17 protein-coding genes are annotated in these 20,177 nt (G+C 74.0%); 6 read left to right on the top strand and 11 right to left on the bottom strand.

Annotated elements, in window-relative coordinates; genetic code table 11:
- Positions 1 to 159 precede the first annotated feature (159 nt).
- Both QBL21_RS31880 and QBL21_RS31885 read right to left on the bottom strand, forming a co-directional pair.
- A complete protein-coding gene (locus tag QBL21_RS31880) occupies positions 160 to 1,236 on the bottom strand; it encodes a mandelate racemase/muconate lactonizing enzyme family protein (RefSeq protein ID WP_407565694.1) in 1,077 nt (358 codons plus the stop codon).
- A 187-nt stretch (positions 1,237 to 1,423) separates the two neighbouring features.
- Positions 1,424 to 2,659, bottom strand: a complete 1,236-nt coding sequence (locus QBL21_RS31885) for a hypothetical protein (RefSeq protein ID WP_407565695.1) — start codon at positions 2,657 to 2,659, stop codon at positions 1,424 to 1,426.
- 176 nt (positions 2,660 to 2,835) lie between these two features.
- On the opposite strand from QBL21_RS31885, the gene QBL21_RS31890 reads away from it, so the two are divergent.
- From QBL21_RS31890 to QBL21_RS31900, 3 genes are read left to right on the top strand one after another with little or no spacing between them, the layout of a single operon-like run.
- On the top strand, positions 2,836 to 3,957 hold the full coding sequence (locus QBL21_RS31890; protein WP_407565696.1) for a DegT/DnrJ/EryC1/StrS family aminotransferase: 1,122 nt from the start codon (positions 2,836 to 2,838) through the stop codon (positions 3,955 to 3,957).
- Complete coding sequence (locus tag QBL21_RS31895) at positions 3,954 to 4,694, top strand: hypothetical protein (RefSeq protein WP_407565697.1); 741 nt, start codon at positions 3,954 to 3,956, stop codon at positions 4,692 to 4,694. The genes QBL21_RS31890 and QBL21_RS31895 overlap by 4 nt, the downstream gene beginning before the upstream one ends.
- Positions 4,694 to 5,437, top strand: coding sequence for an amidohydrolase family protein (locus tag QBL21_RS31900; RefSeq protein WP_407565698.1), 744 nt, complete (start codon positions 4,694 to 4,696; stop codon positions 5,435 to 5,437). The genes QBL21_RS31895 and QBL21_RS31900 overlap by 1 nt, the downstream gene beginning before the upstream one ends.
- A gap of 64 nt (positions 5,438 to 5,501) precedes the next feature.
- Here QBL21_RS31900 and QBL21_RS31905 read toward each other — a convergent pair whose 3' ends face one another.
- Positions 5,502 to 6,464, bottom strand: coding sequence for a dihydrodipicolinate synthase family protein (locus QBL21_RS31905; RefSeq protein ID WP_407566637.1), 963 nt, complete (start codon positions 6,462 to 6,464; stop codon positions 5,502 to 5,504).
- A gap of 88 nt (positions 6,465 to 6,552) precedes the next feature.
- Between QBL21_RS31905 and QBL21_RS31910 the strand changes: the two genes are divergently transcribed.
- The gene (locus tag QBL21_RS31910) at positions 6,553 to 7,533 is read left to right on the top strand and encodes an LLM class flavin-dependent oxidoreductase (RefSeq protein ID WP_407565699.1); all 981 of its coding nucleotides are present in this window, start codon (positions 6,553 to 6,555) and stop codon (positions 7,531 to 7,533) included.
- Between the two features lie 134 nt (positions 7,534 to 7,667).
- Positions 7,668 to 9,626 (top strand): hypothetical protein, encoded by a 1,959-nt coding sequence (locus tag QBL21_RS31915; RefSeq protein ID WP_407565700.1) that lies wholly within the window; start codon positions 7,668 to 7,670, stop codon positions 9,624 to 9,626.
- Between the two features lie 60 nt (positions 9,627 to 9,686).
- Here QBL21_RS31915 and QBL21_RS31920 read toward each other — a convergent pair whose 3' ends face one another.
- The 7 genes from QBL21_RS31920 to QBL21_RS31950 form a co-directional block, all read right to left on the bottom strand.
- Positions 9,687 to 10,823: a DegT/DnrJ/EryC1/StrS family aminotransferase gene (locus QBL21_RS31920; RefSeq protein ID WP_407565701.1), complete on the bottom strand. Its 1,137-nt coding sequence runs from the start codon at positions 10,821 to 10,823 to the stop codon at positions 9,687 to 9,689.
- The gene (locus tag QBL21_RS31925; protein ID WP_407565702.1) at positions 10,820 to 11,560 is read right to left on the bottom strand and encodes an amidohydrolase family protein; all 741 of its coding nucleotides are present in this window, start codon (positions 11,558 to 11,560) and stop codon (positions 10,820 to 10,822) included. Before QBL21_RS31925 ends, QBL21_RS31920 begins: the two co-directional genes overlap by 4 nt.
- Complete coding sequence (locus tag QBL21_RS31930) at positions 11,557 to 12,303, bottom strand: amidohydrolase family protein (RefSeq protein ID WP_407565703.1); 747 nt, start codon at positions 12,301 to 12,303, stop codon at positions 11,557 to 11,559. Before QBL21_RS31930 ends, QBL21_RS31925 begins: the two co-directional genes overlap by 4 nt.
- The gene (locus QBL21_RS31935; RefSeq protein WP_407565704.1) at positions 12,300 to 13,202 is read right to left on the bottom strand and encodes a carbohydrate ABC transporter permease; all 903 of its coding nucleotides are present in this window, start codon (positions 13,200 to 13,202) and stop codon (positions 12,300 to 12,302) included. The genes QBL21_RS31930 and QBL21_RS31935 overlap by 4 nt, the downstream gene beginning before the upstream one ends.
- Complete coding sequence (locus QBL21_RS31940) at positions 13,202 to 14,080, bottom strand: carbohydrate ABC transporter permease (protein ID WP_407565705.1); 879 nt, start codon at positions 14,078 to 14,080, stop codon at positions 13,202 to 13,204. The genes QBL21_RS31935 and QBL21_RS31940 overlap by 1 nt, the downstream gene beginning before the upstream one ends.
- Before the next feature lie 7 nt (positions 14,081 to 14,087).
- Complete coding sequence (locus QBL21_RS31945) at positions 14,088 to 15,350, bottom strand: extracellular solute-binding protein (RefSeq protein WP_407565706.1); 1,263 nt, start codon at positions 15,348 to 15,350, stop codon at positions 14,088 to 14,090.
- A 123-nt stretch (positions 15,351 to 15,473) separates the two neighbouring features.
- A complete protein-coding gene (locus QBL21_RS31950; RefSeq protein ID WP_407565707.1) occupies positions 15,474 to 17,528 on the bottom strand; it encodes a hypothetical protein in 2,055 nt (684 codons plus the stop codon).
- Positions 17,529 to 18,204: 676 nt separating this feature from the next.
- Between QBL21_RS31950 and QBL21_RS31955 the strand changes: the two genes are divergently transcribed.
- The gene (locus tag QBL21_RS31955; protein WP_407565708.1) at positions 18,205 to 19,683 is read left to right on the top strand and encodes a selenium-binding protein SBP56-related protein; all 1,479 of its coding nucleotides are present in this window, start codon (positions 18,205 to 18,207) and stop codon (positions 19,681 to 19,683) included.
- Here the strand turns inward: QBL21_RS31955 and QBL21_RS31960 are convergent.
- Positions 19,674 to 20,138: a hypothetical protein gene (locus QBL21_RS31960; RefSeq protein ID WP_407565709.1), complete on the bottom strand. Its 465-nt coding sequence runs from the start codon at positions 20,136 to 20,138 to the stop codon at positions 19,674 to 19,676. The genes QBL21_RS31955 and QBL21_RS31960 overlap by 10 nt on opposite strands.
- Between the last annotated feature and the right edge of the window lie 39 nt (positions 20,139 to 20,177).

Genomic DNA, 20,177 nt, shown 5'->3' on the forward strand with positions numbered 1-20,177 from the left:
AGGACCGCCGCGCGCCGAACGACCCACGGAGCGGCGGACGTCGGCCCCGGGGGGCGGTAGCGGCATCGCCGCCCGGGGCCGACCGCCACCCGCGGCAAGCACCCGCCGCGGCAGCGCCCACCGTGGCAACGCCTGCCCGACGCAACCCCGCGCGTGCCCTCACCCCAGGTCGTGGCCCAGGCCCGCGTCCGTCGGCACCCGTACCCGTCCCGTGTGCGCCGACGCGAACGCCCGCGGCGCCAGCGGCTCCTCGGCCACGAGCAGCGGACCGACCAGGTCCGCCGCCACCGTCGCGTGCGGCAGCGCCGCCGCGAGGTGGACCGCGGCGAGCGTCGCCACCCCCAGCTCCGGCATCGAGCCGATCTTCACCGCGAGCCCCGCCGCCTCCGCCACGGCCGCGATCTGCCGCGCCCGGTGCAGGCCGCCCACCTTGAGGATCTTGATGTTGAGCACGTCGGCGGCCCCGCGGCGGACGACCTCCAGCGCGTCGTGCAGCGAGTGCACGCTCTCGTCGGCCATCACCCGCACCCCCACCTTGCTGCGCAGGGCGGCCAGCCCGTCCAGGTCCCAGCGCGGCAGCGGCTGTTCGACGAGGTCGAGCCCCGCCTCCGCCATCCGGGTCAGGGCGCGGGCGGCGACGCCCGGGCCGTAGCCCTCGTTGGCGTCCAGGGAGAGTTCGGTGGCGGCCGGGAGGACGGCGCGTACGGCCCGGATCAGCTCGATGTCGGCCGCCGGGTCCACGCCGCCCTTCACCTTGATGTGCCCGAAGCCCTTGGCCGCGTACGCGGCGGCCTCCGCCGTCATCTCGTCCAGGGTTCCGAGGCCGACGACCCAGGCGGTCGGTATGTGCTCGCGGACCCGGCCGCCGAGCAGGAAGTGCACCGGCCAGCCGGCGGCGAGGCCCGCGAGGTCGTGCAGGGCGAGGTCGAGGGCGGCCTTGGCGAGGGGCTGGCCGCGGATGGCGGTGTCCATGGCGGTGTGCGCGCCGGCCACGTCGCGCGGGTCGCGGCCGAGGAGCGCGGGGCCGACGTGTTCGGTGACTGCGGCGCGGACGCCGGCGAGGGTGTCGCCGGTGTACGCGGTCATGGGGGCGGCCTCGCCGTGGCCGGTGAGGCCGTCGTCGGTGGTCACCTCGACGACGAGGCTGACCAGGTCGGAGCTGGTGCCGCTGCTGATGACGAAGGGACGCACGTACGGTGCGCTGACCACACGAGTGCGGACCGAGGCGATTCTCAAGCGCGGCTCCTTACCCAGGTTCCGGCCTAGACCGTAATTCGCGAAGCCGCCTGTGGCAAGAAGTCCGGACCCCCGGGGTCCGGCACCGCGGCCGCATCGCGCCGGAGACGGCCGCCGTCAGGGGCGTAGGGCGGTACGCGCACGGGGCGGCGGCGCGCGGGCACCCGGCCCCGTACCGCCGCCGGCGTCAGAGCCGCACCCGGTAGACGATCGGCGGCCGGCCCGTCTGGCCGTGCTGCTGGCTGCCGATCGGCACCGCCACCCCGGCCCGCTCCAGCCGCTTCAACACCCGCCTCGCGGTGCGCTGCTGGACGTCGAGGTGCTCCGCCACCGCGTGCGCGGTCAGGCCCTCGCCGGCGCCCTCGGCGACCAGCTCGCGCAGCTTGTCCAGCGTCTGCGGGTTGAGCCCCACGCGCCGCGCGAGCAGCGCGCTGTTCTCCGGCCCGGCCGCCGCGGACGCCCCGCCGGAGCCGGCGTCGATCACCATGTCCACGTCGTCCCGCATGGACACCACCCCGGCCACGGGCCCCACCGCGGCGGCCCGGTTGACCGCCCGCCGGGCCAGCGACTCGGCCTCCGCCGCGGTTCGGCCCAGACCGAAACCCACGTGCGCCGAGGTGTGCCGCGAGGCGAGCGCGTCGAGCAGCGGGAGCCGGGTGTAGCGCTCGCTGGCCTTCTCCAGCGCGCCGCGCGTGGTCACCACCAGCCGCCGCCCGTCCGGCAGATAGGCCAGGCTGCCGCCGAGCGCGGCGAGGTCGGCGGCCAGTTCGGAGTCGTCGGACCCGGCCGGGATGTCGATGATGCCCATCGCCACCTGGGTGTCGCCGCTCTGCGCGGCGGAGGCGGCGAGCACCAGCGACTGCACGGTGGCGCGGATGGAGTGCCGGGAGGGCGCGAGGCGGACGGCGTGCATCTCGTTGTCGAGGGTGTGGAACGTGGAGCCGAGGCAGGTGAGCGCCACCCGGGTGCGCTTCTTGTCGCGGGCGCCGAGGTGGAAGGAGACGAGGTCGTCGCCGGTCAGCCCGGGGCGGTACGGCAGCACGTGCACGTGCTCGGTGGGCAGCTTGGCCTCGGTCATGGTCTCGACGACCTCGGCGCGCTGGAGGGTGTCGATGGAGATCCGCGACACGTCGTGGCCGAGGCGCAGCAGTTCGACGAGCGCGCGCAGCAGCGTCGCCCCGCTGTACGGCACGTACATCGCCGGCCGGTCGAGCAGCCCGGCGTCCGCCGCGAGGGCGTGCGGCACGACCCCGGTGAACAGCAGGGCGTCGGCGCCGGACGCCGCCGCCTCGCGGACGACGTCGAGGGTCTCGTCCTCGTGCCGGTAGCGCAGGCCGAGCAGCCGGGTGGTGCCCGGGGCCCCGACCGCCTGCACCTTCTGCACCAGGTCCTCGGGGCCGATCACCCCGACGGTGAACGCCATTCGCCCCGTCTCCTTCATCCATACGGCCTGTTCTGGCCGGGTCCCAAACATCGCGGGTAAGTCTAGGCATTACGGACCGCAGCGGCTCCCCGGGTACCGGGGTTGACGTGCCGCAAAGACGGATTTACCTTTCGGTCCAGGCCATAAGCGCGTTACGTCGAGAGGATTCCGCCGTCATGTCCGTACGGGACAGACCGCTGCCCACCGTGCTCGAACCGCGCGGCCGCACCCTCGGCGAGGAGGAGCGCGCCGCGGTGCTGCGGGTGCTCGACTCCGCCGTGCTGTGCGGCACGTTCGGCACCGAAGTGCCGGCGCTCCAGCGGGAGATGACCGAGCTGTACGGGCGTACCCACGCCGTGGCGTGCAGCTCCGGCACCGCCTCGCTGCACCTGGCGGTCGCGGCGGCCGGCATCGGACCGGGCGACGAGGTCATCACCACGCCCATCTCCGACTTCGGCACCGTGGCCCCCATCCTGGCAGAGGGCGGCCGGCCGGTCTTCGCCGACGTGCTCCCCGACGACGGCAACCTCGACCCGGCGGCGGTGGCGGCGGCCGTCACCCCGCGCACCAAGGCGGTCCTGGCCGTCCACCTCTTCGGCGCCGCCGCCCGCGTCGCGGAGCTGCGGGAGCTGTGCGACCGGCACGGGCTCGTGCTCATCGAGGACTGCGCGCAGGCGTGGCTCGGGGCAGACGGCGCGGGGCGGCTGCTGGGCACGTACGGCGACATCGCCTGCTTCAGCCTCCAGCAGTACAAGCACATCACGGCCGGCGACGGCGGCATCGCCCTCACCGACGACGCCGAACTGGCCCGCCGGATGCGGCTCTTCGCCGACAAGGGCTGGGACCGGTCGGAGGGCCGGATCCACCGCGTGCCGGGGCTCAACTACCGCATGCCGGAGCTGACGGCCGCGGTCGCGCGGGCGCAGTTGGGGAAGGTCGCGGAGGTCGTACGGGTACGGAGCGAGCGGGCGGCGCGGCTCACCGCCGCGCTCGCGGGGGCGGCGGGCGTACGGACCGCGCCGCGGCCCGAGGGGCACGCCTGGTGGCTGTACCCGCTGCTGGTCGACGACAACGCCCGCTGGGCGCAGGCGCTGACGGCCGCGGGCGTCCCGGCCGCCGCCGGCTACCTGGAGCGCCCGCTGTACGCGAACCCGGTGTTCACCGGCCACCCCGAAGGGCTGTGCCCGCGGGCGGAGCGGCTGATCGGCCGCACGCTGCTGGTGCTGGACTGGAACGAGGGGTACACCGACGCCGACGTGGACGCCATCGCGCGGGCGGTCCTGGCGGCCTCCCCGTGACGTACGACTGGCTGACCCCCTCCCCCGCCGAGCGCGTGCGCTGGGACGTCGACGTGCTCTACGGTCCCTGGCCGCGGCACCACCGCGACGTGGGCCTGGCGGAGGTCCGCGAACGGCTGGCGCGCTCCCCCGTCGAGCGGGCGCTCGCGCTGTCCACCCGCGGCGCCCTCTTCGACGCGGACTCCGGCAACGCGGCGACGCTGCGCGAGCTGGCCGACTGCCCGGAGCTGCTGCCGGTCGGGACGGTGGACCTGCGGGACGCGTGGGGCGCGGAAGAGCGGATCGAGGGGCTGCACGCGGCGGGGGTGCGGTTCCTGCGGCTGTTCACCGTCGAGCAGGGGGCGGAGCCGGGCTTCCCGGGCTACCGGCACGTGGTGGACCTGGCGCTGGCGCGCGGCATGGTGCTGCTCCAGGACGGCGACCCGCGCCGCTTCGGCCCGGCGCTGGCGGACCGCGGGGCGCGCGTGGTCTTCCTCGACCTGCACGCCTACCTGCTGGGCGACTTCCTGCTGCTGGCCCGCCGCGAGCCGGGGTTCATGGCGACGACGCGGCTGCTGTCGGCGCCGGACTCGGTCGAGCGGGTGGTGGCGGCGGTGGGGGCGGGGCGGCTGGTCTTCGGCTCCCGTACGCCGTTCACGGACATCTCGCCGCAGACGCTGCGGCTGCGGTACGCGCGTATCGGCGCGGCCGAACGGGAGGCCATCGCGGGCGGGAACGTCGAGGAGCTGCTGAGCTGATGCCGGTCATCGACGTACACGGACACTGGGGCACCTGGCCGTACCACCGCGACGCACAGGCGTCCGGCGCGACGAACCTCCGCCTGATGGACCGCTACGGGATCGACGTGCAGATCGTCTCGGCGGCGGAGGCGGTGACGTACGACGCGGTGGCGGGCAACGCGGCGCTGGCGCGGGTGCTGGCGGCGCAGCCGCGGCTGTACGGGTACGCGGTGGTCAACCCGAACCGGATCGAGGACAGCGCGGCCGACTTGCGCCGCCACCTGGCCGCGGGCCGCTTCGTCGGCGCCAAGATCCACACCCACTACCCGGGCCGCGCGATCGGCTCGCCGCAGATGCGCGAGGCGTTCGCCCTCCTCGACGACCTGGCCGTCCCCCTGCTCCTGCACACCTGGGACCCGGACGTCGCCCTCCTCCCCGGCCTGCTGGCGGATCTCCCGCGGCTGCGGGTGGTCGTCGGCCACGCGGGCGGCGACGCCTGGCGCGAGGCGGCGCACGCGGCGGCGGAGTGCGACCGCCTGTATCTGGAGCACTGCCGCACGGCGACGGACGCGGGCCGCATCCCGTACGCGCGCGAGGCGGGCGTTCCGGTGGAGCGGCTGCTGTTCGGTACGGACTCCACGCTGGTGGACCCGAGCGTGTCGCTGGGCGTGATCCGCGACGCGGACTTCACCCGGGCGGAACTGGACCGGGTCCTGTGGCGGAACGCGGCGGAGCTGTTCGGCCTGCCGAGGCCCGGCTGAGCCGCCCGCCGGGCCGCCGCTGCCACCGGTCGTGGTCTCCGGAGCCGGCGGCCCGGCCGCGGAGCTACGCGCCGTCCGCCGCCAGTTCCGCCAGGCACCGCACCACCCGGTCCCGTTCGGCCCGCGGGAGTTCCGGGCCGTACGGGTCGTGGGCCGCCGACTCCGGGAGCAGGCCCTCCCACACGGCGGCCCAGTGCATCCGCTGGACGTAGCCCTCGATCGGGGAGAGGAACGTGGCCTCCGCGAAGCGGTCCAGGCGGGCCGACGCCCGGACGAACGCCGTGTGGTCCGCCGCGCGCCAGGCGTCGAGGACCGCCGTCGTCAGCTCCGCGCGGGCCGCCGCGATGCCGACGAGGGCCGTGTCAGCGCCCCACATCAGGCTGGGGCCGAACATGCGGTCCTCGCCGGTGACGACCAGCCGGTCCGTCGCCCGGGCCGTGCGGATGGCGTCCTGGCAGGCCATCGCGCGGTCCAGGGTGGCGAGTTTGAGGCCCAGCGCGTCCGGCAGCGCCAGCAGGTCGCGGACGAGCGCGGGCGGGTACTCGTATCCGCCGGCCTCGCCGTGCAGGAAGAAGCCGAGCACCGGCAGTCCGCTCGCCCGCGCCACGCGCTCGTGCAGCCGGACGGCGCGGGCGTGGCCGTCGGGGCGGTCGGCCAGAGCCGCCAGCGGGTACACCATCACCGCGTCGGCGCCGAGTCCGGCCGCCGTCACCGCCATCGCCTCGACCGCGGCCTCCGCGTCCGCGACCGTCGCGGGCGCGAGGTCGCGGGGGACGCCGGCGCCGGCGACGAGGGGCTTGTCCGTCGCCGCGCGCCAGGTGCGCAGCACGCGCGCGCGGTCGGCGGCCGAGAGGTACAGGCCGCGGCCGGTGTGGGCCCACACCGCGAACCCGCCGACCGGTGCGGCGTCGAGCTTCGCCGCGTACGCGGCGAGGGCGTCGAAGTCGACGGCCCCCCGCCCGTCCATCGGCGTCAGCACCGCCGGGAGTACCGTCCCGCGCAGTCGCGCCGGCAGCGCGCCCGTCATGTCGACCACTTGTCCCGAACCCCTTTGGCAACCACGGACCACACGCTAGCCTTTACGGCCCAGACCGTAAAGGGATAGGAGTCCTGCCATGCGACTCGGCCTCTACGTCAACCTCTTCACCGGCAAGGACGACCGCCCCGCGCTCGCGGACGCCGTCGAGCAGGCCCGGCTCGCCGAACAGGCGGGCTTCGACTGGGTGGTGCTCGGCGAGCGCCACCTGCACCGCCCCGGCTACCACGAGGCGCTGACCTCGCTGACCTGGCTGGCCGCGCACACCGAGCGGATCGGCCTGGCCACCGCCGGGCTCATCGCCCCCGTCTACCAGCCGGTGTGGCTCGCCGAGACCCTCGCCCACCTCGACGTGCTCTCCGGCGGCCGGCTCACCGCGGGCCTCGTCCTGGGCTACCGGCCCGAGGAGTTCGCCCTGTACGGCGTACCGCCGCGCGAGAAGGCCGCCCGCTTCGAGGAGTGCGTGGAGCTGGTCACCCGGCTGTGGACCGAGGAGTCGGTGACGTACGAGGGGCGCTTCACCTCCGTGACCGACGCCTTCCTCTCCCCCCGCCCCGCGCAGCGCCCCCGCCCGCGCCTGTGGAACGGCGGCCGGGTGCCGGCCGCGCTGGCGCGCACGGCGCGGATGTGCGACGGCTGGACGACCTCCTTCAACGAGACCGACGCCGAACTCCCCGCGAAGATCGCCGAATACCTCTCGTACGAGCGCGGCCCCGGCACCCTCGGCGCCGATGTGCTCGTCTGCCGCGAGGGGTACTGCGCCCCCACCTCGCAGCAGGCCCGCAAGGCGCTGGAGGAGCCGCTGCGCGGGCTGTACGACGCGTACGGGTCGTGGAAGCGCACCTCGATGGACGCCGCCCGCTACGCGCAGAGCTGGGAGGACATCGCCGCGCGCAGCGTCGTCGGTTCGCCGGAGCAGTGCGCGGACGGCCTCGGCCGCTACGCCGCGATGGGCGCGGACGGCGTCATCCTGCGCCTCCAGCCGCCGGGGATGCCCCAGGCGGACGCCCTCCGGGCCATCGAGGGCTTCGGCGGGGTGCTGGCGCAACTGGCGGACTGAGCCGGGGACTTCGCCGGGGGCCGGGCCCGGGCACCGGGCCCCGCGGCCCGCGAAGTCCGGGCCGCGCGACGTCTTGCCGTCGCCCCCTCCTGCATTTACGGTCAGGGCCGTAAATCACTCCCGTTGGAGGTCCCATGCGTCGTGCCCTCACGGCCGCGTGTCTGCTCGTCGTGACCCTCGCCGTACCGGCCCATGCCGAAACCGCCCCCGAACGCCCCGCGTCCGCCCCCGCACCCGCCCCGTGCGGCTTCGCCGACCTCGGCAGCCTGCCGCTCACCGGCGCCACCACCGCCGGCACCGCCATGGACCGCGGCCGCGTCTACTCCGTCACCTCCTCCGCCTCCGGCCCCGCCCTCCTCGGCATCCGCGACGCCGACGACGGCACCCTGATCGCCGAACACCCCCTGCCCCGGGCCCTCGGCTCCTGGGCCGTCTCCGTCGCCCCCGACCACACCGTCTACGTCGGCAGCTACGGCGGCGACGAGCACAAGGGAAGGCTCTTCCGCTACGACCCCGCCGACGACTCGGTCACCGAACTCGGCGTCCCCGTCGCCACGGAGACCTTCGTCTGGACCGTCGCCGCCACCGGCGACCACGTCTACGGCGGCACCTCCCCCGGCGGCCGGCTCTTCCGCCACGACCCCGGCACCGGCGAGACCAGGGACCTCGGCGCGCCCGTCCCCGGCCAGGGCTACATCCGCGACCTCGCCGTCGGCCGCGACGGCACCGTCTACGCCGGCATGGGCCCGTCGAGCATGCAGGTCGCCGTGCTCTCCCCCGACGGCGACGTCCGCCGCGTCATCGAGCCGCCGCTCGACGCCACCGGCTGGTCGTACGACGTGGACGTCGTCGGCCGCCACCTCCTCGTCCGCTACGAGACCTCCGCCGCCGAGAAGACGCTCGGCGTCTACGACCTCAAGCGCCGCACCTGGCTGCACCTCACCGAGGACGTGGAGAGCCTCACCGTGGGCGGCGGCGCCCGCGGCTCCTCCGTCCACCTCGTCCAGGACGGCGAGCTGGTCCGGCTCGACCTGCGGTCCGGCAAGGTCACCGGGCTCGGCATGACCGAGTTCGGCGAAGGCGCCGTACGCCCCCTCGGCTGGCGCGGCGACACCCTCGTCGGCACCTCGTCCACCGGCGGCATGTGGCACTACGACAGCAGGACGGGCACCGGCAGGCTCCTCGACGACTCCCTCACCGGCCTGCCCGTCTCCATCCGGTCCATGGCCGAGGGCCCGGACGGGCGGCTGTACGCGGGCGGGTTCTTCACCGGCGGCCTCGTCGCGTACGAACCGGCCACCGGCGCCACGCAGTTCTGGCCCCGCGTCGGCCAGAGCGAGGGCATGGTCACCCACAACGGGAAGCTGTACCTCGGCGTCTACCCGGGCGCGCGCATCTACGAGTTCGACGGCGACGAGCCCAAGCTGCTGCTCAACCTCCACGAGCAGGAGCAGGACCGGCCCTTCACCCTCGTCTCGGCCGGCGACTGGCTCGCCTTCGGCACCGTGCCCAAGTCGGGCACCGTGGGCGGCGCGCTGGGCCTGATCGACCCGGCCACCGGCGAGTCCCGCGTCCGCCGGAACATCGTCCCCGGGCATTCGGTCGTCGGCGTGGCCCACCGCGACGGCGTCGTCTACGGCGCCACCTCCGCGTTCGGCGGCGTCGGCACGCCGCAGGACACGGTGGCGAAGGTCTTCGCGTACGACATCGCCGCCGACAAGGTGCTCTGGGAGAGCGCCCCGGTCCCCGGCGACCTGGCGCTCGGGGAGATCGCCTTCGACGACAGGGGCCGGCTCTGGGGGCTGACCCCGGACGCCGTGTTCGAGATGGACCCGGCCACCGGCGAGACCCTGCGCACCGCCAAGCACCAGACGTACCCCTGGGAGACCGCCACGCAGGTCTGGCACGACACCAACCTGCTGTTCCACGCCGGATATCTGTGGGGCAAGACCCAGGGCAAGGCGTACCGGATCGACCCGGCGACGATGGAGATGACGCTGATCGCCCGGCCGGTCTCGAACCTCCAGAAGGGCGCCGACGGCAACCTGTACATGTCGCGCAACGAGCGGTTCTACACCTACCGGGTCTGCTGACCCGCACCCCGGGCACGAAGACGGCGGTGGGGACCGGCCGGTCCCCACCGCCGTCTCGGGTCACACCGGGCGCGTGAACGCCTCCCGCACCTTCCGCGCCGCCCGCGCGATGTCCGCCATCGCGTCGTCGTCGGCCATCAGCAGGTGCTGCCGCACCCACACCGTCGCCTCCGCCTCCGCCTCGGCCACCGGGCACGGCCGGGCGTACGCGGCGAGCGAGGGCTCCACCGACAGCGCGCGGTAGCCGGCGTCGAGCGGGATGCCCTCCGCCGCCATCGCCGCGATGAACTCGTCCTTCGTACGGCCCCCGAAAGCCCCCGCGTCGTACCGCAGCAGCGCCAGGTGCCAGGTGTGCCGCTCGGTGTCCGGGGGCGCGGGGCGTACGGACAGGCCCTCGACGTCCGCCAGCGCCTCCGCGAGCACCGCCGCGGAGCGCGTGCGCCGGTCGATCTGCGCGGGCAACCGCGCGAGCTGCGGCCGGAGTACGGCCGCCTGGAAGCCGGTCATCCGCAGGTTCCAGCCCAGCGAGGGGTGCTCGTACCAGCCGCCGTCCAGCTTCCGCCCGACGTTGTGCAGGGACCACAGCCGCTCGTACGTCCTGCGGTCGGCGGTGACGACGACGCCGCCCTCGCCCGCCGTCATGGCCTTGCTCGCCTGGAAGCTGAAGCAGCCCGCGTCCCCCAGCGTCCCCGCCGCCCGCCCGCCGCGCACCGCGCCGTGCGCCTGCGCCGCGTCCTCGACCACCGGCACCCCGGGCGCGCCGGCGTCGGCGACCGCCCCCGAGATGTGGACCGTCATGACCGCCCTTGTCCGCGGCCCGACGAGGGCGGCGACCGCCTCCGGGTCGACGAGCAGGGTGTCGGGGTCCACGTCCGCGGGCACCGGCCGGGCGCCCGCCAGCACCACCGCGGAGGCGCTGGCGACGAACGTGTACGCCGGGACGATCACCTCGTCGCCGGGCTCGACGCCCACCGCGCGCAGGGCGAGGAAGAGCCCCACGGTGTTGTTGACGGTGCACACCCCGTACGGCGCGCCCACGCTCTGCGCGAACGCGGCGGCGAACTCCTCGACCTCCGGCCCGTTGGTCGCGCCCCACCGGCCGCTGTCGAGCACGGCGAGCAGCGCCTCGCGCTGCTCGCCGGTGGCGGGCGGCGGCCATTCGGGCCAGGGTGCGGTGCGTACCGGCGACGACGTCACAAGAGCCCTTTCATGGTTCCGTGGAGTATCCGCGTGCGGTCCGCCTCGGAGAGATCCGCCAGGACCACGCGGCCGAGCCCGACCCGGAGGTCGAGGAAGACGGCGTCCGAGCCGAACGCGATCCGCTCGGCGCCCACTTCCCGTACCAGCCGGACGAGGTGCCGCGCCGTCATCCGCGAACCGCACGTCTCCAGCACGAGGTTCGGGGCCGCGTCCGCCGCGCGCGCCGCCGCGGCGAACCCCTGGGGCCAGAGCCCGGCGTGCCCCATGAGGACCGGCAGCGCCGGGTAGCGCGGGCCGACCGCCGCGAAGCGCGCGGGGTCGGACCACGGCGAGCCGTACTGGCCGTGGGAGAGCACGGGCACGCCGCGCTCCGCCGCGATCTCGAACGCCTCCGCGTACGCGGGCGAGTCCAGCTCGGCTTCGTGCACGTCCGGGTGGAGCTTGACGCCGACCATGCCGGGGACGTCCAGCAGGTCGCGCAGCCGGGCGCCGGCCTGCGGGTCGTGCGGCTGGTAGACGGCGTAGCCGAGGAGGCGCCCGCGGTGGCGGGCCAGGTCGGCGACGAGCAGCGCGTTGCCGGCGCGGGCGTCGGGGCCGACGGCCAGCAGGTGGGAGACGCACGCCTGGGCGACGCCGCAGCGGTCCATCACGGCGAGCAGGCTCTCGGCGGAGCCGTCGGGGATGGCGAAGTTGAACCAGCGGCCCAGGTGCGCGTGCGCGTCGATGACGTTCACCGGGCCTCCCCCCTCCCGGCTTCCCGCACCAGCCGGTCCGCGTTGCCCGCGGCGATCCGCGCCACGTCGGCGGCGGGCAGGTCGAGGTGGTCGAGCAGGAAGCGCGGCCCGGCGTCGTCGGTCAGCGGCGAGCCGGTGCCGAAGAGCACGCGGTGCGCCCCGAAGCGCTCGGCGACCCACTCGACCTGCCGGTGGCCGCAGAGGGTGGAGGTGTCGACGTGCAGGTGCGCGCAGCGGGCCATGAGGTCGGCCAGCTCGCGCAGGCTGCGGTAGCCGGTGCCGAGGAGGACGAGCGGGGGCATGCCCGTACGGCGGGAGAGGTCGCGCCGGCCGGCGGCGTCGAGCTGCTCCCAGTCGATCAGGGTCACGGTGCGCCGCTCGCCGAGGAGCCGGAGCAGCCGGGCGCCGTCGTCGTCACCGCCGCCGCCGGCCCCGCCGTCACCGTCGCCGTCGCCGTCGCCGAGCGAGAAGCGGTGCGCCGCCGGGTAGAGCCGTACCACCGGCGCCGGCGGCAACTCCCCCGTGCCGAGCGGGCCGGGGACCACCACCGGCACGGCCGGCAGCCGGTCCTCCTCGACCGGCGGCACGGTCAGCGGGTCCCCGTAGACCGCGTGCGAGTGCACCACCCACGCCTCGTCGATCCGCAGCCGGTCCAGCTCCGCGCGCATCCCGTCCGGGTCGCGCCCGGGCACGTCGTCGTGCGGTACGGGCCCGAGGATCCGGTTGACGTCGACGACCCTCACGACTTCAGCCCCGTCGTCGCGATGCTGTCCGTCAGGTACCGCTGGAGCAGCCCGAAGACGAGCAGGCACGGCACCACGGTGATGGTCGCCCCCGCCATCACCTGGTTGATCGTCACGTTCTCGCCGTCGAGCGTGGCCAGCCCCACGGTCAGCGTGTGCATGTCCCCGGACTGGGCGATGACCAGGGGCCACAGGAAGTCGTTCCAGTGCCACAGGAAGACGAACACGCCGAGCGTCGCCATGATCGGCCGGATCAGCGGGAGGACGATCGTGGTGTAGATCCGCCACTCCGAGGCGCCGTCGATCTTCGCGGCCTCGAACAGCTCGTCCGGCAACTGCACGATGAACTGCCGCATCAGGAAGACGGCCTGGGAGTTGGCGAGGGTGGGGACGATCATCCCCCAGTACGTGTCCACGCCGCCCATCTCGGAGATGAGGATGTAGTACGGGATGAGCGTGGCCTGGAACGGCACCATCAGGGTCGCCAGGAACGACCAGAACATGATCTCCCGGCCGGGGAAGCGTTTCTTGGCGAAGGCGTAGCCGGCCATGGAGGCGAAGAGCAGGATCAGCGCGACGGAGACCACGGAGTAGATCGTCGAGTTCAGCGCCCAGCGCAGGATGTCGGAGCTGCCCAGGACCTCGTCGAAGTTCGCCAGCGTGGACCGGGTGACGTCGAACGCGCCCGGCAGGGTCTTGCCGCTGTGCGGGGCGAAGGCGACCAGCACCATCACCGCGAACGGGGCGACCGTCACGAACGCCACCAGCACCAGCAGCGTCGGCAGCCCGAGCCGCGCCGGGCCCCGGTCCCGCCGCGGCGCCTTCGGCGTACGGCCCCCGCCCCGGCCCTTGCCGCCGCCGGTGGCCGGGGGCGCGTTGTCGCGGGTGAGCAGAGCCATCAGTCGTCCCTCCCGATCAACCACCGCTGGATCAGCGAGAAGACCAGTACGACCACGAAGAGCACGAGTCCCAGCGCGCTGGCGTAGCCGAAGTCGAAGTACTTGAAGCCGGTGTCGTACAGGAGGTAGACGAGGCTGTAGCTGGAGCGGACCGGGCCGCCTGCCGTCATGACGTACATCTGGTCGAAGACCTGGAACGCCTGGATGGCCTCGATGACGAGCACGAAGAACAGCACGGGCCGCAGCATCGGCAGCGTGATGTGCCGGAAGCGCTGCCAGCCGCCGGCGCCGTCGATGGTCGCGGCCTCGGTGACGGCCCTGGGTATCGACTGGAGGCCGGCCAGCAGGATGAGCATCGAGTAGCCGAAGCCCTTCCAGGCCGAGGCCGCCGCGATCGAGGGCAGCACGAGCGTGTCGCTGCCGAGGAAGTCGACGGCGCCGAAGGACAGGGCGTCGAGGGCGGAGTTGAGCAGGCCGTCCTCTATCTCGTAGATCCACTTCCAGACGACGGCGGCCAGCACGATGCTGGTGACGTACGGCAGGAAGAACAGCCCGCGGAAGAAGCCGCGCAGCCAGACCGTGCGGTGCAGCAGCATGGCGGTGCCGAGGGCGACGCCGACCGTCAGCGGGACGTAGACGGCGGTGTACATGGCGGTGACGCCGAGGCTCTCCCAGAACAGGTCGTCGTCGAGCAGCCGGGAGTAGTTCTCGGCCCCGATGAACTCCCACTCGCCGCTGAGCCGGTAGTCGGTCAGCGACAGGAACCCCGCGCCGACCACCGGGCCGAAGCGGAACATCGTGAACAGCAAGAGCATCGGGGCCACGAACAGCAGCCCCGCGCGTGCGTCGTGCCGGCGCAGCGGCGCAATCTTCCGCATTCTGCGGCTACCGCTGCCTGGCCAGCAGGTCGTCGCCCTGCCCGGCCGCCGCGTCCAGGGCCTCCTGCGGGGACTTCTTGCCGGTCATCGCCGCCTGGATCTCCGGCGCCAGGATGCCCATGAGCTGCCGGGCGACCGGGCTGGACTCCCCGGGGACGACGACGGACAGGGCGTCTTCGAGCTGCTTGGCGTACGGGCTGCCGGAGGGCACGGTGACGTCCGTACGCGGGGAGAGGAAGCCGGTCTCCTTGTTGAGGCTGACGATCTGGTCCGGCTGGGTCATGAACCCGATGAACTGCTCCGCGCCCTTGAGGTTGCCCTGGGCGTTGATGCCGAGGGCGCCGGGGACGCCGAAGGCGGCCTGCTCCGCGCCGGTGAGGGGGGCGCCGACGATGACGTTCTCCTTGCCCCACGCCTCCTCGGCGACGCCGAAGTCGATGCCGGAGTTGGTGAAGCCCATGGCGACCTGCTGCTTGCCGAGCGCCTGGTCGGCGACGACGTTGACGTTGGTCATCGCGGACTTGGGGATGGCGCCGTCCTCGTAGAGGTCGGTGAGGAAGGTCAGCGCCTCGACGCCCTTGTCGTCGTTGAAGGCGACGCTCTCGCCGTCCTCGCTGAAGATTCTGCCGCCGGCCTGCCAGAGCAGCGGGTAGAAGTTGAGGTTCAAGGTGGCCTCGTTGCTGGCGGAGTAGTCCAGCGTGGCCAGGCCCTCGGCCTTCAGCTTCGGTGCGGCGGCCTTGATGTCGTCCCAGGTGGCCGGGGGTTCCTCGATGCCCGCCCGGTCGAGGAGCTTCTTGTTGTAGAGCGTCGTGGTGATGGTGTGGTAGATCGGCGCCGCGTACGCCTTGCCGTCGTGGGTGAGGGATTTCAGGGCGGCCGGGAGGAACGTGTCGGCGTGGTCCTTGATCGCGGCGTCGACGGGGGCCAGGGCGTCGTTCGCGAGGTACTGGGGTATCTGGTCCGGTTGCAGGACCACGACGTCGGGGCCCTTGCCGCCGCTGAACGCGGTGGCGAGCTTCTCGTCGCGGTTGTCCCACGGCTGCTGCTCGATGGTCAGCTCCGCGTCCGGGTACTTCTTCTCGTACGCCTTCTCCAGGCCCTCCCAGTACTCGGCGTTGGCCTTGGGGTCGCCGATCACCGGGTACATCCAGACGGTCACCTCCTCCGAGACCGAGCCGGAGCCGCCGCCGGAGCCGCCGCAGGCGGCGGCGAGGGCGGTGAGGCTGAGCAGGGCGAGGGGGACGCGGACGCGCTTGAGCGATGAGTTCATTAGGGCCTCCGGGGGCCTCAGGGTGCAGTGGAGCCCGTCTAGTTTCGGCCTTGACCGAAACTAGCCATCTACTTTGGGACTGTCAATGGCTCTGCGGTGAGGGGGAATTGGGAGGGGCCCGGATCAGTCGTCGCCGCCGCCCGCGGTGTGGTCCCGCGGGTCGACGCGGTACAGCTCGGCGCCGTCGCTGAAGTAGAGCCGGCCGTCCAAGTGGGCGGTCAGCCGCCGGTGCGCATGCTCCACGACCAGCACCGGAGGCTTCCGCGACCAGGGGTCGACGCGGTAGATGCCGTTGCCGTCGATGCTCGCGTACAGGTGGCGGCCCAGCACGGCGAGATCGCCGCCGCCCCGGCCCGCGCCGACCGTGAAGCGCCGGACGACCTTCCGGGCGTGCGGGCTGATGGCGAAAACCGTGTTCCCCGCGATGCCCCAGAGCTTGCGGTCAGGGCCGATGGCCACGGCGGTGACGGTGTCCGCCCCCACCTCGGGAACCAGCTCCCAGAGCTTGCGCCGCCCGCGTACGTGCCACGCGAAGACGGCGCCCGACTCGCGCGTCGGCGGGGTGGTGCTGAGGCCGCCGGTGACCGAGCAGCCGCCGTAGACGACGCCGCCCGCGGCGGCCAGCGCGAAGACCGACTCGTCCTCGACGACGTGCCGGGTGACCTCCAGCTCGCCGCTCGCGGGGTCGTACACCGCGATCGCGCCGCCGAGCCGGTCGCCGTCCGGGACGGTGCCCATGACGATCTTCCCGCCCACCTCCACCAGGGCCTTGGCCCGCATCTGGACGTGCTCCTTGAGCGTGTACGCCCGCTCCGGGTTGTCCGGCGTGCCCTCCGGACCCGGGGAGTACTCCGGCGAACTCCAGGTCCCGCCCGGCTCGTAGCGGTAGAGGCGCGCCTCCGGGTACGTGCCGATCCACAGGGAGCCGTCGCTGCCCCGCAGCAGGGACTCGATCTGCGAGAAGCGGTGGAAGTCCGGCGTGCCGGTGCGGGTGTCGACCGCGGCCAGGCCGCCGTTGAGGAACCCGCCCGCGTAGACCGTGCCCCGGCCGCCGGCGCCGAGGGCGAGGATCTCGATCGGCTCGTCGCGGCGGACCTGGGACTCGACGGTGGCGTACGCGCCGGTCTGCGGGTTGTAGCGGAACATCGCGCCGCGCCACAGGGTGCCGACGAGGCTGGTCCCGGGGTAGTCGGGCAGGCCCAGCTCGGCCCAGCCGATGGAGCGGGCGTTCTGCACCCGGCCGGTGAAGGTGAGGCCGGTGCCGGTGAGCTGCCGGGTGGCGGGGTCGTAGCGGCGCAGCTCGCTCTGCTGGATGAGGTAGACGGCGCCGTCCGCGTCCGGCGGGGAGATGTTGAGGCCGTGCGCGTCGGGGATCTCGTCGGTCCAGGCGCGGGCGGCGAGATCGTAGACGAACATCGGGCCGGGGAAGGCGCTGCCCATGCGGGCGTAGAGGCGGCCGTCGTGGATGTCGATGTCGTACACCGACTGACCCTCGACCGACGGCAGTCCGGGCGGCTTGGGCAGCTCGGTGAAGGTGCGGGTGGCCGGGTCGAACTCGGCGATACGGGCCTGGGAGTACGCGCCGCTGTAGACCCTGCCGCCGGCGCAGGCGAGGCTCTTGACGTACGTCTGGTCGGCGAGCGGGCGGCCGAAGTCCTCGACGGCGCCGGTGTCCGGGTCGTAGCGGAAGAGGTGGCCGTTCGGCGACCCGCCGCCCCACACCTTGCCGTCGGCGTCGACGGCGAGCCGCCAGACGAACGTCTCGCCGGGGACGGGCACGCCGAGGTCCTCGGCGGTGGCGCCGCCGCGCCAGCGGTAGAGCCGGCCGCCGTTGCCGTACGAGCCCACGTACACCGATCCGTCGGGGGCGGCGGCCGTCGCCCAGGCGCCGTCGGCGCCCGGCAGGGGCGCGGAGACGAGGACGTCGCCGGTGGCGGGGTCGATGGCGTTGAGGTGGGCGGGGGCGCCGGTGGAGACGTTCCAGCAGGCCGGGCGGCCGTCCGGGCCGGGCGCCACGGTGCCGCCGATGAGGAGCACGTCGGCGAGGGGGATGCCGAGGGAGTCGGGGACGGGCGCCGCCGCGCCGGCCGGGGCCGCCGCCCACGCGGGGACCGCGGGCAGGGCGGTGGCGGACAGGGCTGCGGTCGTGCTCACCAGAAAGGCGCGGCGCGTCGACATGGTGTGGGACACCTCCGGTTCCGTGAATTACGGCACTAGCCGAAAGTGATACGCCGTGCCCGTAAACCTCGTCAAGACTCTCGACACGTCCGCAAGTTGACCCGCAGCCATTGACGCCAGGCACGGCCCTCGGTCTACTTACGGCACTGACCGAAACCTCTGGACCCAGAAGGCCCACCCGCCCGCGACGCCACGGGCACGACCCCCGACCCGTCCTGCGCCACCGGCGCGAACGACTCGAAGACCCCGCCGGTGCCGGACCCTGACCGCCGGCGGCTTCACGGGCGCGCCCGCGGAGACGCGCACCGGCACGTACACGACGCGCACCGACGCCACCGGGGCGCAACTCGTCCACCTCACCTGGCAGATCGGCCAGACGTGGACGGAGGAGTGGGCAGTACGGCTCGCCCCGGACGCCGCCCTGGCCAGGCTCGACCACCGCTACAACTCGTCGGCGGGCGACCCGCGCCACCACGACATGCTGGCGACGTTCCGGATCACGGACTTCCGCTGACGGCGGCGCCCCGGGCCGGGCGTGCCCCGGCGGGGGCGCGCGGTCGGCCGGGGGCGGTGTGTTGCGGGCGTGTTGCGGGTGCGTGGCCGGACCGATCGGCCCCTTCCGTGCCCGTTTGCCCCGCCGCTACGTTGCGCGTACCCCGAGCGCGCGGAGCGGCGTATGACGACGGATCACAGCCGGCACGCACACCACGGCCACCACGAGGGCGGCGCCGACCCGGGCGACCACCCCGGCGGCCGGCACGCGGACCCCACGCTCTACCGCACCCCCGCCGACGCCGCCGCCGCGCCACCGGAGCACCTGGCGTACGTCGTCGGCTTCGACCGCAGCGCCCGGCGCCCCGACGCCCTGTTCACCCTCGACACCGATCCGGCATCCGCGTCGTACGGCACGGTCGTGGGTGTCACCGAACTGCCCACCCTCGGCGACGAACTGCACCACTTCGGCTGGAACGCCTGCTCCAGCGCACTGGCCCACGCCGGCCACCACAGCCCCGAGCGCCGCTACCTCCTCGCCCCCGGCCTGCGCTCCTCCCGCCTGCACGTCTTCGACACCCACCCCGACCCCGCCCGGCCGCGGCTGGTCAAGACCGTCGAGGCGGACGAACTCGCCGCCAAGGCGGGCTACTCCCGCCCGCACACCCTGCACTGCGGCCCCGACGGCGTCTTCCTCTCCTGCCTCGGCGGCGGGAACGGCGCCGACGGGCCCGGCGGCGTGGCGCTGCTGGACCACGAGACGTTCGACGTGCTGCGCGCCTGGGAGACGGACCGGGGGCCGCAGCAGCTCGCGTACGACGTGTGGTGGCACCTGAACCACGACATCGCGGTGACCAGCGAGTGGGGCACCCCGTCGATGGTCGAGGAGGGCGTGGACCCTGAGCTGCTGCTCGGCCGCAAGTACGGGCACGCGCTGCACTTCTGGGAGCTGGGTACGGGCCGGCACCTCCAGCGCGTCGACCTCGGCGACGAGCACCAGATGGTGCTGGAGCTGCGCCCCGCGCACGACCCCGAGGCGATGTGGGGCTTCGCCGGGGTGGTGGTGAGCGTGGCGGACCTGTCGGCGTCGGTGTGGCTGTGGCACCGCGACCCGGACGGCGGCGACTTCACCGTACGCAAGGTGATCACGATCCCCGCGGAACCCGCGGACCCGGCGGAGCTGCCGCCGGCGCTGCGGCCGTTCGGCGCGGTGCCGCCGCTGGTGACGGACATCAACCTGTCGGTCGACGACCGCTGGCTGTACGTCTCGGCCTGGGGCACGGGCGAACTGCTCCGGTACGACGTGAGCGACCCGTTCCACCCCCGCCGCACCGCCTCCCTCCGCCTCGGCGGCATCACCGCCCGCACCCCGCACCCGGCGGCCCCGGACACGCCGCTGACGGGCGGCCCGCAGATGGTCGAACTCAGCCGCGACGGGCGCCGGGTCTACCTGACGAACTCCCTCTACGGCTCCTGGGACGACCAGTTCTACCCGGACGGCATCGAGCCGTGGCTGGCCAAGCTCGACGCCGACCCGGCGACGGGCGGGCTGGCGGTGGACCGCCGCTTCTTCCCGCACGGAGCGGAGTTCCGGGGGCGGCGCGTACACCAGACGCACCTCCAGGGCGGGGACGCCTCGTCGGACTCGTACTGCTACCGCTGAGGGGCGGGGCCCTCCGGCGGCGGAGGGCTCACGCCGATGTGGAAGGTGTCGGCGTGGAAGTCGCGGCCCTGGACGACGGGGCCGCCCTCGACCGTGCCGCTGACGATGTTGGTCACCGAGTCCGCGCCATCGCCGTGGCCCGGCAGGGGCGGCAGCTCCTCCTGCCAGGTCCGTAACGCGGCGCGGAACTCCGCGTCGAGCGCGGCACGTACGGCCAGGGCCGTACTGAGCGCCTGCGCCCGCGCCTCGTCACCGGGCTCCGCGGCCAGGCGCGCCAACTCCACCTCCCCGGAGCCGGGGCCGTCGTCACAGCCGTCGCCACCGTCGCCGTCGCCGCCGTCCCGCCGGAAGGGCAGCCGCACCAGGCGCACCAGCCCCGCCCAGCCCTGCCGCCCGATCTCGCCCCCGGCCCCACCGGCCAGCGCCACCAGCAACCCCGCAGAAACCGGATCCACCCGAACCACCCCATCCGTCCGTATGCCACACGCCACATG

Source organism: Streptomyces sp. 184, from assembly GCF_045781775.1.
In the GTDB taxonomy this organism is placed as follows: Bacteria; Actinomycetota; Actinomycetes; order Streptomycetales; family Streptomycetaceae; genus Streptomyces.